The 14,727-nt window shown below is 26.1% G+C and carries 12 protein-coding genes; 3 read left to right on the top strand and 9 right to left on the bottom strand.

The window, feature by feature from the left end:
- Positions 1-16: 16 nt before the first annotated feature.
- On the top strand, positions 17-1,093 hold the full coding sequence (locus tag AC07E4_RS07985) for a DnaD domain protein (protein WP_478216089.1): 1,077 nt from the start codon (positions 17-19) through the stop codon (positions 1,091-1,093).
- Between the two features lie 355 nt (positions 1,094-1,448).
- Here the strand turns inward: AC07E4_RS07985 and bioA are convergent, their stop codons facing one another.
- From bioA to AC07E4_RS07960, 5 genes are all read right to left on the bottom strand, one after another.
- Positions 1,449-2,801 carry an adenosylmethionine--8-amino-7-oxononanoate transaminase gene (gene bioA / locus AC07E4_RS07980; protein ID WP_478216088.1) on the bottom strand — a complete coding sequence of 451 codons (1,353 nt, stop codon included), beginning with the start codon at positions 2,799-2,801 and terminating at the stop codon, positions 1,449-1,451.
- An 11-nt stretch (positions 2,802-2,812) separates the two neighbouring features.
- A complete protein-coding gene (gene bioD / locus AC07E4_RS07975; protein ID WP_478216087.1) occupies positions 2,813-3,499 on the bottom strand; it encodes a dethiobiotin synthase in 687 nt (228 codons plus the stop codon).
- A 16-nt stretch (positions 3,500-3,515) separates the two neighbouring features.
- Entirely contained in the window at positions 3,516-4,508 is a 993-nt protein-coding gene (bioB, locus tag AC07E4_RS07970; RefSeq protein ID WP_478216086.1) for a biotin synthase BioB, read from the bottom strand.
- A gap of 191 nt (positions 4,509-4,699) precedes the next feature.
- Positions 4,700-6,697, bottom strand: coding sequence for a methyl-accepting chemotaxis protein (locus tag AC07E4_RS07965; RefSeq protein ID WP_478216085.1), 1,998 nt, complete (start codon positions 6,695-6,697; stop codon positions 4,700-4,702).
- Between the two features lie 82 nt (positions 6,698-6,779).
- Positions 6,780-6,965 carry a hypothetical protein gene (locus AC07E4_RS07960; protein WP_040327765.1) on the bottom strand — a complete coding sequence of 62 codons (186 nt, stop codon included), beginning with the start codon at positions 6,963-6,965 and terminating at the stop codon, positions 6,780-6,782.
- Between the two features lie 548 nt (positions 6,966-7,513).
- On the opposite strand from AC07E4_RS07960, the gene AC07E4_RS07955 reads away from it, so the two are divergent.
- Positions 7,514-9,118 carry an amidohydrolase gene (locus AC07E4_RS07955; RefSeq protein ID WP_478216084.1) on the top strand — a complete coding sequence of 535 codons (1,605 nt, stop codon included), beginning with the start codon at positions 7,514-7,516 and terminating at the stop codon, positions 9,116-9,118.
- A gap of 45 nt (positions 9,119-9,163) precedes the next feature.
- Here the strand turns inward: AC07E4_RS07955 and AC07E4_RS07950 are convergent, their stop codons facing one another.
- Positions 9,164-10,099: a patatin-like phospholipase family protein gene (locus AC07E4_RS07950; RefSeq protein WP_478216083.1), complete on the bottom strand. Its 936-nt coding sequence runs from the start codon at positions 10,097-10,099 to the stop codon at positions 9,164-9,166.
- 404 nt (positions 10,100-10,503) lie between these two features.
- On the opposite strand from AC07E4_RS07950, the gene AC07E4_RS07945 reads away from it, so the two are divergent.
- Positions 10,504-12,141 carry a SulP family inorganic anion transporter gene (locus AC07E4_RS07945; protein WP_478216082.1) on the top strand — a complete coding sequence of 546 codons (1,638 nt, stop codon included), beginning with the start codon at positions 10,504-10,506 and terminating at the stop codon, positions 12,139-12,141.
- 45 nt (positions 12,142-12,186) lie between these two features.
- Here the strand turns inward: AC07E4_RS07945 and AC07E4_RS07940 are convergent, their stop codons facing one another.
- The 3 genes from AC07E4_RS07940 to AC07E4_RS07930 form a co-directional block, all read right to left on the bottom strand.
- Complete coding sequence (locus AC07E4_RS07940; protein WP_040327770.1) at positions 12,187-12,828, bottom strand: undecaprenyl diphosphate synthase family protein; 642 nt, start codon at positions 12,826-12,828, stop codon at positions 12,187-12,189.
- A gap of 120 nt (positions 12,829-12,948) precedes the next feature.
- Positions 12,949-13,608 carry a hypothetical protein gene (locus AC07E4_RS07935; protein ID WP_478216081.1) on the bottom strand — a complete coding sequence of 220 codons (660 nt, stop codon included), beginning with the start codon at positions 13,606-13,608 and terminating at the stop codon, positions 12,949-12,951.
- Positions 13,601-14,473 carry an ABC transporter ATP-binding protein gene (locus AC07E4_RS07930; RefSeq protein WP_478216080.1) on the bottom strand — a complete coding sequence of 291 codons (873 nt, stop codon included), beginning with the start codon at positions 14,471-14,473 and terminating at the stop codon, positions 13,601-13,603. The genes AC07E4_RS07935 and AC07E4_RS07930 overlap by 8 nt, the downstream gene beginning before the upstream one ends.
- Positions 14,474-14,727 lie beyond the last annotated feature (254 nt).

The raw sequence follows: 14,727 nt of genomic DNA, 5'->3' as shown, positions 1-14,727 counted from the left end.
TTTAGGGGGTTTTATTATGTTTTCAGTTTCAAATATTAATCAAGTTTATTGTAAAGAGATGGGATTGTCACTAGATGACTTACTTATTTTAGATTATTTTAAAAAGGGAATTGATAATGATGAGTTTATTTGTAAGATTATTGATAATGAAAAATACTATTGGCTAAATTATGGTGATGTTATAAATACATTTCCTATACTTAATATAAAAAAGGATACACTTTATAGAAAACTAAAAAAACTTTGCAAAGCTAACATTCTAAAACATAAAACTTTAAAATCTGGAGGTACATACTCCTTTTATGCCTTGAGCAATGAATTTCATAATATTTTTATAAATGTTAAAGAAAAAACTAAAACAGAATGTAGCCCAAAAACTGCTACATCTAATTGTGATGCTAAAAATTCTAAAGAAAAAGACTTTAAAAATATCCTAAATGATATTCTTACGTCTAAAACAACTAGCCCAATTGACGACTTTTCTGTATTGGATTTATTTTCATATGATGATGAAAACACATCCATAGGTATAGATTTTTTATCCAAGGCTAAGGATTTTTTCACGTCCCTCCTTGGATTAAACTCCTTAGCTAAATATATATTTAATATATTAAATAAAATAACTTCGTTATTTTATAATTTATCTAAATCTAAAGATTTAGATATTAACTCTATAAATAGAGTTAATAATAATAACAACTTAAATACTAATAATTGTAATTTAGATATGGATTTTAATTACAATACCTCTAAGGATTTAAATACTGATACTTGTGAAAATGAACTTTATAGTTATTATAATGATTGTGGTTTTTCTCCTTTAACTAATGTTACTAAATCTATAATTGACTCACTATCAAAAAACTATGGTGATGAAACTTTGAAAAATGCTATGACTGAAGCTGTTAAGAATAATGTTTTAAACCTTAACTACGTAGAAGGCATTCTTAAAAACTGGAAAAACAAAACACAAAAACCTACTATAGATAACTTTGAAAATAAATTATACAAAAAGGAAAAAGACAGCTTCAATAACTTTGAACAACGAAAATATGACTTTGAACAACTTGAAAAAGACCTTTTAGGTTGGTAGAAAATAAAGTTTTCTATATAGTTCACATTAAAATTTTAAATACCCTATCTATTAATTTAGAATTCATATATTTTTTATCAAGAAACAGAAATTATTTAAATAAGTATTTCTTTAAAAATTGATTTAGAAAATCTTATTAATTTGTGTTTTATTTTCAAGACCTGAACCCAAGGACGGGTTCAGCGAATGCCTAGACAGGACGTCGATTCATCCGTTTAGTCTTGGAAATAAAATAGCAAATTTAGTAGAGTTTCTTTGAAATTTTTATAAATAACGTTTTAAATAATTACTGCTTCTTGGAATATTATTATTATTTAATCTTTAAATACTTTAAAAACTAAATGAACCCTAAAAATTATTTATTATTACTAAAGTATTCTTCTATACATTCTCTTGCAGTATCTACAACTATGTCTATTTCTTCTTTTGTTATTATGTATGGTGGCATAAAATATATAACATTTCCAAGTGGTCTTAGAAGCACGCCTTTTTTTAGTGCAAGCTGATAAATTTTATATCCTATTCTATCTTGCCATGGGAAAGCTTCTTTAGTTTCTTTATTTTTAACAAGTTCTATAGCACCAATCATTCCAAGTTGTCTATAGTCACCTACATATTCTATATCTAACAATGTGCTTTCTATTTTTTCTTTTAAATACTTAGATTTTTTATCTATTGTATCTAAAATATTTTCTTCTTCAAATATCTTTAAAGTTTCTACTGCTACAGCACAACCTAATGGATTTCCTGAATAACTATGGCTATGTAAAAATGCTTTCATTGTTTCATAATCATCATAAAAAGCATCATATATTTTATCTGTAGTTAAAACTAATGACATTGGCATATATCCTGCTGTAAGACCTTTTGATACAGTCATTATATCTGGTGAAATACCTGCATGTTCACAGGCAAACATTTTTCCAGTTCGTCCAAAACCAACTGCAATTTCATCAGCAATTAAATTTATATCATATTCATCACATAACTTTTTTAACTTTTTCAAATAATTTGGTGAATACATCTTCATGCCAGCAGCACCTTGAATCATTGGCTCTATTATTACAGCTGTAATTTCTTCATGGTTTTCTTTAATAGCTTTTTCCATACTTTCAAAACATTCAGCATTACAAGTTTCTCTATTTTTATTGTATGGACACCTGTAACAATCTGGTCCATTAACTTTTATTGTCTCTATTAATAATGGCTTGTACATAGAACTAAATAAATCAACACCACCAACTGATAATGCTCCCATAGTTTCACCATGATATGCATCACTAATTGCTATAAACTTAGTCTTTTTCTTTTTACCAACTTGCATATGATATTGAAAACTTAACTTTAATGCTATTTCCACTGCTGATGAACCATTGTCACCAAACAAAACCTTTTTCATTCCCTTTGGTGCAACTTTTATAATTCTCTCACATAATTCTATTGCTTTTTCGTGGCTAAACCCTGCAAAAATAACATGTTCAAGTGTACTAGCTTGATTATATAATGCTTTATTTATTCTATCATTACTATGTCCAAATAAATTTACCCACCATGATGAAACAGCATCTATATACTTATTTCCATCTACATCTTCTAAATAAACACCCTTTCCATTTTTTATAACAATAGGTGGCAATTTTTCATAGTCCTTCATTTGAGAACATGGATGCCATATATATTCTAAATCTTTCTTTTGTAATTCATTCATATTATTCACTCCTAAAAAAACTTTTCTATATCTTGTTTTTGAATTTTATCAAAATATACTTTTATATCATCTATATCTAAACTTTCTAATTTATCTACAACTAGATAATTATCTATTTTGCTATTTTTTAATATGATTTTTATATTATCATCTTCATAAAAATTATTTGAATATCCATTAAACACAATACCATTGATTTTTATATTTTTAGATTTTAAATATTCTATAGTAAGTAATGTATGATTAATTGAACCTACTTTTGTACTTGCAACTACCACAACTGAACTATTTAAATCTCTTATTAAATCACACATATAATATTCATCTCTAATTATTGGAACTATACACCCTCCAGCCCCTTCAACTACTACATAATCATATTTATTTTTCAACTTACCATATTCTTTAATAATTTTTTCTTTACATATTTTTACATCATCCATTTCAGCTGCTAAATGTGGTGATACAGCTTCACCTAACGCATAAGTGTTCATATCTTTTTTCTTTTCATCATTAAATTTACAAAGTTTATTTACAAACTCTACATCACAAATATAAAACTTACCATTTTCCATACACCCACTTTGTACAGGCTTGTAAGAAATTACATTAGAATCCTTTAACTTATATGTAAATAATCCATTTATAAAAGTCTTTCCAACATCAGTATCAGTTCCAACAATAAATAATGATTTCATTTAAACACTTCCTAATCTAAATATTTTCTATAATTTTTAAATTTTCACTTTCTATCATTTTCTTATCACTCTCAATAGTGCTTCCTATAGTTGTTAAAAAATTTCCTGTAAGAGCTCCATTTATACCTGCTTTTAATCCTAATCTTTGATTTTCCTTTAATTGCATTCTACCGCCTGCATATCTTATTACTATCTTTGGATTTATATATCTAAACACAGCCATAGTTTTTATAAGTTCAATTGGATTTTCCTTTTCATTACTTTCAAAAGGTGTTCCCTTAATAGGTGTTAATATATTTAAAGGAATTGAATTTACACCTAATTCTTTTAGTTCAAAAGCCATCTTAACTCTTTCTTCTCTACTTTCTCCAAGACCTAAAATTCCTCCTGAACATATCTTAAGACCTGCCTTTTTTACATTTTTAATAGTATTTATTCTATCTTCATAACTATGTGTGCTACATATATTTTTGTAAAAATTCTCGCAACTTTCTATATTGTGATGATACATTTCAACACCAGATTCTTTTAACTTTATTGCCTGTTCATATGTAATAATTCCATGAGATGCACACAAATGAAGTTTAGTTTCTTTTTTTAACCTTTTATATATTTTAAGCAATTTTTCAAATTCACTTCCATTGATTATTCCTCTACCACTTGAAACTAAAGAAAACTTATTTGCTCCTTCCATTTCATTAATTTTAGCTTCCTTTAAAACTTCCTCTTCATCTAATAATGAAAATTCATCTATTCCTGTTTTATAATGAATTGACTGAGCACAATACTTGCAATCTTCACTACATCTTCCACTTTTTACATTCATAATTGTACAAAGATCTACTATGTCCCCATTAAATTTTTTTCTTATTTCATTAGCACCAACAAAAAGTTCCTCTAAAGCTTCTTTATTTTCCGCTTCTATATTTATTACTTCTAAAGCTTCTTCTAGATTAATATCTTGTCCACTTAAAATTTTATGTTTTAATTCCCTTATTTTATTTTTCATAACTTACCTCTCTATTTTTGTAAACTTTTATTGTTTACCCAGTTTACAAAAATAGTTTACTATTTTTTTATAACTTGGTCAATATAGGATACATACGTAAAATAATTATATTTAACATATAAAAACTTCAAATTTCTATATAAATACAAAATAGTTATCTTAACATTTAAGATAACTATTTTGTGTAAAATTTACTCTATTTTAAATTCATCTATAATATCATAGATATTATTAGCTAACTTTTTCAAATTTTGAGATGATACATTTAATTCCTCTATTTTTTCAGCTTGATTATTTGTAGATGCCGTAACCTCTTCTGTAGAAGCTGCTGCTTCTTCTGATACTGCTGAAACATTTTGTATTTTTTCAATAAATAAATTTTTTGATTCATCTATTTTTATTAAATTTTCATTTACTTTAATAATAAAATTATTTAAATTTTTTATAGCTTCATTTATATCATTAAAAATTTTAAATGTTCCATCTACATTATTAGAAGTTTCTTCTATACTTTCTTTGGATTTTTTAATTTCTAATATAACCATATCTATATCATTTATATTTACATTTATTATGTTTTCTATTTCATTTGCCGATATTTTTGATTGTTCAGCTAATTTTCTTATTTCATCTGCAACAACAGAGAATCCTCTTCCTGCTTCTCCAGCTCTAGCAGCTTCTATACTTGCATTTAACGCAAGCAAATTAGTTTGATCTGTTATAGATTTCATAGTATCAATTATACTATTTATTTTTTTAGAATTTTCATGTAATACTTTAGATTTTTCTACCACATTACATATAGAAACATCACTTTCTTTTTGTATATTATTTAATTCAACAATAGTATTTTTCCCTATTTGAGTTTTCTCTTCAACATTATTAGAAATATTTTTAACTTCTTCTGAAGATTTTGTAGCTTCATTTAATTGATTTCCTAATTCTAAAGATAATTCAACACTTTCTTCTAATGAATTAGCTTGCTCTATAGTTCCATTAGATAACTGTGACATTGCTTCTGCTATGTTATTTATAACTTCTTTAAATTCATTTACTATTGAATTTACTTCTTCTGATTCTCTAGCTAATTCCTTTGATGTATTTCCTGCCACATCTAAAATTTTCACTATATCATCTATCATAAGATTGGTACACTCAGAGATATCACTAAATTCTTGTGTGATTATATTATTAGTATCTATTCTTCTAGTAAAATTTTTATTTTTACATTCTATTAAAACATTGGTTATTCTAGTGCATATTTGTTCAATTCTCTTTGAAAATAAAACAATTATTGTCCCTATAATTATTAACAATACTAATATCATTATTAATGGACTTATTATATTTTTTATACTTAATGAATATATTTCCTCTTCATCTATAAATCCATATGTTGTATAACCAACATTATCATTTTTTATTTTTTCAACAACATACTTTTTATCATTTAATTTAACTATTCCCTCTTTTTCTATACCTTTTAATGCTTTTCCAAATTGTTGTTCACTAACAGTTTTGGATAAAAACTCCTTATTACTACTAGCTATTATATTTTCATCATTATATGCCATAAATGTAAATCCATTTTCTCCGATTTCGCACTTTGACACTATTTCTGAAAGTTTATCTAATTGAATATCTATTGCTAATACACCAATTAATTTCTTATCTTCACTTAATACTTTTCTGGATATTGTTATTATATCTGTTGATGTAAATGCATCTAAATATGGTGGTGTAACCAAAGTTGTATCCTGTTCTTTTGCCTTTATATACCATTCCCTTGTGGTTGGATCATAATTATCATCCAATCCATTATTAGGATATAACAATGTTTGCTTATTTTCTCCCCCCATATAAACAGATGATATATTAATATTAGATTCTTTTAAAGTTTTGAACACTTTTAATGTGTTTTCATTATTAATATTACTATTAAATGCTTCTCTAATATATGGTGTTTCTGATAATACCTCTATAAATTCTCTATTTTTTATGACTAATGATTCAATTTCTTTTTCAACACCCTTAAGTTTTTTATATGTTTCATTTACGAATAATTCTTTAGCCGTTTTGTATTCCGATTTAATAAGATTAATACCTAATATAGCTATTGGAATTATACTTGCTATTAAAACAATAATAATCAATTCATTTTTTAATTTTAAACTTTTCCTTTTCCCCATACTTCTCCCCCCATCAACAACCCTTTTGTTTAAATTTTCTGTATTTTATTTTTAGTCCCATCTATTTTAAATGAGACTTATTTTACTTTTTTAATTGGGTTTTATTTATTAAACTTTCCTCTATTAATTCACTTTTGCTAAATCCATTTCTAAAGTACCTTATTTGTTTATATTTTACACCATTCATTGTAAAATCCAAAACATCTATTCTATCACCTTTATAAACTACAGGTTCTTTTTTTTCTTTTAAATATACACTTAGCTCCATAAATCTTCTTCAATCTCCTTTTAATGACATTATATTTATAATTTATGTTTTTTTCGTGCTTAAATTATACCATAACTATAAATATTTATATATATTTCTTAATCTATTTATAGGTTTTCAATTTTTAAATACCATCTTTATCAAATGATACTACTATTACATTTTAGTCTTCTTTTTATATTGGGAATTAATTATGATGGATATCTTCAAGGATTGAAATCCCCGCTACACTGTTTTATTTGTACTTCAAATAAAATTAATATAATATTTATCCATAAAAAATTCATGTTGGAGAATGAATTCCCCACTATAATATTCTTACTAACCATAGTTTTAATATTAACCATAACTTTCAATTTTCAATTGTAAACTGGTTCCAAATATAACTATATTAACAAACTGTAATGTCGCTAGTATCAATTGAAAAACTTTTTCTTTCATCAAGAAACATGAATAAAAATTCAAACTTAGAATTCTATGTAATTTGAAATATTTTATTGATATACTATAATATATAACTTTTATTTAAATTTATGGGGGATATTGTAATGAATATATTATTTATTAATGGTAACATACATTCTTTAGATGAGAATAATTCTACTTATGAAGTATTAGGTATTAAAGATAATACTATTTCTTTTCTTGGACATAAAAGTGACATAAAAAATGTTCAGCATGAATATGAAAAAATTATTAATCTTGATAATAAAGTTATGTTACCTAGTTTTAATGACAGTCATATGCATCTTTTAGGTTATGGATACTTTAAATCAAAACTAAATTTATCTAACTGCACATCTATAGATGATTTAATTACTGAATCTAAAAATTATATTATATATAATAAATTAAATAAAAATGATATGCTTATTGGCCGTGGTTGGAACCAAGATAATTTTAAAGAAAAAAGAATTCCTACAAGGTTAGATTTAGATAAAATATCTACTGAAATTCCAATAATCCTTAAAAGAGCTTGTGGCCATATATCTATTTGTAATTCAAAAGCTATAGAGCTTTTAAAAACTACTAATGAATGTTTAGAAAATAATCATATTAACTTAGAAAAAGGACTTTTTTCCGAAGATGGACTTAATTTACTTAATAGCATTATAAAAAATCCTTCTTTAGAAGAATTGAAAAAAATGATTTTACTCACTTGTAATGAACTATTAGAAAATGGTATAACCTCAGTACAAAGTGATGATTTTTGTGCATTGCCAATTCGAGATTGTGATATTGTTTTGAAAGCTTTCAGTGAACTTTCATTAGAAAACAAACTACCTGTAAGAGTTTATGAACAATGTTTATTCGAAAACATTTCAGAATTTAAAATGTATCTTAATAATAATAAAATTAAATTTCATAGTGGAAACAATTTCTTTAAAATCGGTCCATTAAAATTACTTTTAGATGGTGCTTTAGGTGGTAGAACTGCTCTACTAAATACACCTTATGAAGATGATAAAAATAATTTAGGAATTGCAAATTTAGATAAATATACTTTAGATGAATTCATTAAACTTTCTAATGACAACAATATGCAAGTAGCTGTTCATGCCATTGGTGATAAAGCCATAGACTTGGTTTTAGATTCCTATGAGAAATTTTCTGAAACTTCTAATCCACTACGTCATGGTATTGTTCATTGTCAACTTACAACTAAAAATTCTTTAAATAAGATGAAAAAATTAAATACTCTTGCATATATACAGCCAATATTTCTTCACTATGATTTACACATAGTTGAAAATAGAATTGGCACAGAAAAAGCAAAAGACACCTATGCCTTTAATACAATGAATAACATGGGCATTTCTATATCTAGTGGTTCAGATTGCCCCGTAGAACATTTTAATGTTATGAATGGTATTCACTGTGCTGTTAACCGTACAGATCTTCAAAATTATCCTAAAAACGGTTGGCTGCCAAATGAAAAACTATCTGTTTTAGATGCCCTAAAATCATACACCATAAATGGTGCATATAGCTCTTTTGAAGAAAATATAAAAGGCACACTAGAAACAGGTAAACTTGCTGATATGGTTGTATTAGATAAAGACATCTTTTCTATAGAAAGTAATAAAATAAAAAATATCAACATCCTAATGACTATAGTTGATGGAGAAATTAAAGTAAATAAACTTATATAAAATATAAAAGCATGAACATAAAAATTCATGCTTTTATTTATAATTTTAATCTTTTTTCTTAGCAAATATATGTTTTATGCCTTCAACAAAACCTTCTGTTCTATTCTCATAAATTTCTTCATTTACAACTTTTTTATTTAATTCCTCTGCTATTTCATTTTGTTTTATAAATTCAAAAATTTTAAATATTGGCTGAAACATTTCCATAGTATTATCATATCCTAATTTCATTCTCTTTTTAGCACTTTCTATAGTGAAGTCTAATGTTCCATCCAGTACTCCTTCTTCTATTTCTGATGGAGTAATTTCAATTATATTAGTATTAGGATACATTTTTTTATTTACTGGAGTTTCTTTAGACAGATGTATTATTATTATAATGTCACATCCTTCTCCATAAACTGGTTGTATTGGAATATTATCAACTATACCTCCATCTAAATATTTAGTACATTCTATTTCTTCACATTCATATATCATTGGTAATGCTGAAGTTGCAAGTAATATTTTTTTTATATCTTCTGGTTCATAATCATTAACTTTAAAATATTTTGGCATTAATGATGGTACCTCTGTGCATGCAGCATAACAAACCATTTTATTTTCCTTTATTTTATTAAAATCTAAAACTTCCATTATCTCATCAAGACCTTCTCTTGAAATATTTCCACCTGATATCATCTTTGGCATATGTTTTTTTATAAAATTAATATTCTTTAATCCTAATGATATAAGGAAACTTTTCTTATTTAAATCTTTTTCATCTATAGGTAAAATCTTTTCACGAGTTATAGTCCCCCATATACTTTCTGATAACTCCAAATCATCCTGCATTAAAAGCATTGCATTAAGAGCACCAATAGAAGTACCTGCCAAAACACTTATATATTTATCTATCTTCAATTCTTTCAAAGCTTTAAAAGCACCTATTTGATATGCCCCCTTAGCTCCACCACCTGCTAAAACTAATCCTATCTTCATCTAATTGCCACCCTTCCCTTTAAATGCTACACTGTGGTTCCAAGTTAATATTTTAGTTTATACATTGAACCCTTTAATATATTATACCAAAAATAATCCATATTTTTTAAATTTTTCTGATTATTTTTAAATAAAATTCTCATTTTTTGTTTAATTTTTTGTAAATATTTATTTATTTAACTTTTTATGAACTATTTTTTAAATTTCTCTTGAAGATTTTTATATAAGTATTATAATTATAAATGGTTTGTAAAAAAGCACGTGCTTTTAAAAATAAAATATTTTAGATTATAAATTTAGCAATTATTTTATTTAATATTTAAAGAAAACATAATTGTTTTTTTTCCGTGTCTAAATATATTTGTTTTTTATGCACTATTAAAATTTAATAGGAGGGATTTTTAATGACTAAACCTAAAATTTTTGATTTAGTTAATGACAAGTCATTTTCTAAAGAGCAACTTTTCAAAGATGTAATTGCTGGAATAATTGTTGCTATTATTGCATTACCTCTTTCGGTGGCTCTTGGAATTTCTTCTGGTGTAAGTCCAGAAAAAGGATTAATTACGGCTATTATAGCTGGATTCTTCATTTCATTTCTTGGTGGAAGTAAAGTTCAAATTGGTGGACCTACTGGAGCCTTTGTTGTAATTGTTTATGGAATAATAGCAGAACATGGAGTAGATGGTTTAATAATTGCAACTTTCATGGCTGGAATTATCCTTATATTATTTGGTATTTGTAAACTTGGTTCACTTATAAAATTTATTCCTTATCCAATAACCGTTGGATTTACTTCAGGAATTGCTGTAACTTTATTTACAACTCAAATAAAAGATTTTTTAGGACTTTCAATTGATAAAGTACCTTCTGAGTTTATACCTAAGGTTGTTTCATTTATATCAAATATAAATACTACTAGTTTAATTACTTTATTAGTTGGTGTTTTTTCTCTTGCTATAATACTTTTATGGCCTAAGATTAATAAAACTATACCAGGTTCTTTAGTTGCACTAATAATTGCAACTTCAGTAGTATATATATTTGATTTGCCTGTAGCAACAATTGGAAGTCAATTTGGAGAAATAAGCTCTAAGATTCCAATGCCAACTATTCCTAAAATAGATTTTGGCACTGTAACTAAGCTTATACAACCAGCATTTACAATTGCTATACTTGCTGGAATAGAATCATTACTATCAGCTGTTGTTTCTGATAAAATGATTGATGATAAACATGATTCTAACATGGAACTTATTGCTCAAGGTGTTGGTAACATAGGCTCTGCATTATTTGGAGGTATTCCTGCAACTGGTGCAATTGCTAGAACTGCTGCTAACGTAAAAAATGGTGGTAGAAGTCCTATTTCAGGAATTGTACATGCTTTAACATTACTTTTAATAATGAAAGTATTCATGCCTCTAGCAAAATTCATTCCTTTAACTACCCTAGCTGCAATCCTCATGGTTGTTTCTTATAATATGGGTGAATGGAAAGAAATGAAAGAAATGATTAAAGCACCTAAAAGTGATTTAATAGTACTTTTAGCAACATTCTTCTTAACAGTTATCTTTGATCTTGTAATAGCAATAGAAGCCGGAATGCTTATTGCAATGTGTCTATTCATTAGAAGAATGACTGTTCATACAGAAGTAAATGAAGTAGTTAATCATAAAAATATCAAAGAAGATTTTAAAGATAACATTTCAATTTTTGAAATAGATGGTCCTCTTTTCTTTGCTGTAACAGACACTTTAAATGATTCAATTTTAACAGAATCATTAAATAAAATATTAATATTAAAAATGAACAACACTAAAGTTATGGATATAAGTGCTTATAATGCACTAGAATCAATAGAAAAATTCTGTTCTAAAAATAATATAAAACTTATATTATGCGGAATTCAACCTCAGCCATTTAAAATTTTAAATAATATGGGCATGGTTAAAAGATTTAAAGAAAGTTATATAACTAATTGTATAGATGATGCAATTGATTTAGCTAATTCTATTATGCTTGAAAAAAACTCTATTGCATAATATTAAAAAGGAACTAAGAAAAAACTTAGTTCCTTTTTTAATACTTTAACCACCTAATGTAACATCTTGTTTATCATACCATTGTAGTGCCTGATAAAAATGTTCTGGTTTAAACTCTGGCCAATAATCATCAATAATATAAAAATCTGAATATACTGATTGAACTGGTAAAAATCCACTTAACCGTCTTCTACCACCCCATCTAATTATAAGATCTATCCTTGATATATCTTTAGATTTTATATTGTTATCTACATTCTTTTTACTTACATCTCCACTTTTTAATTCATTTAAATCCCATTCCCAACCATAATTCACTAAAAAATTAACCTTCATTCCACCCTTGCCAAACACTTTTCTTTGTGTGTACGGCACTAACTCTTTTGGAAACACCTTAGAATCTTTATTTCCTATAACTAATAACTCTGCATCTTCCTTTGATAATATTTTTACTGCGTTTATACACGCCTCTGTAAAAGCCTTTTTTTGATTATCTGGTCTTTTAGCATTATCTGTCGTGAAACCATAGTATGTTATTTCATCAATTCCAGCATTTTTACAAAGATTAAAAAGACTTAATCCCGGCTCTATTCCACTATCATATCCTTTTTCCTTGCTTAAACCATTTGCCATAGCCCATCTTCTATTTCCATCTGGTATAATTCCTATGTGCTTCGGAAGTCTCATAAACTCACCTCTAAATTCTCATAAATATTTTAATAATCATAAAAATATTGTTTCCATAATTTAATTATTTTATTTCTATTTTTTATGAAAATTTTAGATTTTCTTATAACACTTCTAAATTCATCTCTTCATTACCTTATTAAAATTCCATTGTCCAATTGTAAATAATACTATAGAATATAAAATTGGCTTTATTCCTACTAGAAATATATCTTTAAAATTTAACAACTGGGCATTAAAGTAAAAAACATTTAAAAATCCAAAATATTTTTTAGCTGTAAGTATGCTCACTATATTGTATATTACCAAAACAACTATGGATATACCCGAATTAGAAGTCAATGACATAATAAGAAATCCTAAAGCACAAAAAAATACTCCTTCTACTAAAAGCTGAATATATAGTGATAAGAATATCTCTTGTTTAATTAAACTTTGAACTATTAATAAATAAAATACTATAGATATTGCATACACAAAAAAGAATGTTAAAACTCTTTTTATTCCAAGGCTGCTTCTCTTTACTGGATAAGTAAAAATCACTTCATTTCCACCTTTTTCCAATGAATCATAAAATAAAAATATACTTATCCATCCTGCTGTCATTGGTATAAAAGTTTCAGAAATGTTTATTACACTAGTAAGTATATGCTCTTCATTTAAATGTCCTATAATAAAAATTATAGATATAAAACTTATTATTATTGGGAAAAATGCATTTATTCCTAAACTTTTAAAATCAAAAATAAATTTTTTTTCAAATACATCCTTACTATTCATTTGCATCTCTCCCTGCAACATAAAGATAAGCATCTTCTAAAGATGGTGATACTACTTTTGCATTTTTAGGTATAAATTCATTTTCATTTTTAATTAAAAATCTAATATTATATTCATCTATAAATGTTTTACTACTTATTATTCTAACTCTACTTGAAATATCATTAAATTCCTCTCTATTTACATCAACTTCGTAAATATGACCTTTTGCTTTCTCTAGGAAATCTATAACATTTCCACTAAATAATAAGCTACCTTTTTTTAATATCCCAATTTCATTACAAGTGTTTTCAATATCTTCTACTATGTGTGTTGATATTATAATTATCCTATCTTTACTTATATCTCTTAGTAAATTTCTAAACTTAATTCTATTTTCAGGATCTAATCCTGCTGTAGGCTCATCTACAACTAAAATTTTAGGATTTCCTAAAATGGCTTGAGCTATCCCTACTCTTCTTAACATACCACCAGACAATTGTTTTATTTTCTTATTCTTGTCGGAATATAAATTAACCTTATTTAAAACACTACTAACTTCTTCTTTTGCATTATCCACATTTTTTAAAATTGCCATATGCTCTAGTGCTTCATAAACTTTTAAATTTTTATAAATTGAAAAATGCTGAGGTAAATATCCAATAATCTTTCTAACTTCATCGCCATTTTGCCACTTAATATCATTATAAGTTATACTTCCTTCTTCAATTGGAAGAAGTGTAGTTATAGTCCTCATAAGTGTTGTTTTTCCTGCACCATTAGGCCCTAAAAGCCCAAACATACCATTATTAATTTTAAAACTAACATTATCTAAAGCTTTTAACTCTCCATACCTCTTGCTTATATTATTAATCTCAAGACCCATCTCTATCTCTCCTTCCCCTTATCTAGGACTCCAATCTGAACCTTTAAGCTATTCATGTTTCAACCTAAAATTTTAACTGTAAATTTCAATCTATATTTTTTAAAATTGACAATGGACAACTGACAGTGGACAGCTCATAGGCCCCTATAGAAATGTAGACTCATAATTCAAATGGAATTATACTAGGATTAATGAATGGAGGGGTGCATTATGAGTGAAAATTTTATTAGAAAATATACTGAAGAAGAACGAGT

The sequence above is a fragment of the Clostridium amazonense genome, assembly GCF_056431285.1.
This window is presented reverse-complemented; position numbering and strand designations above follow the sequence as displayed.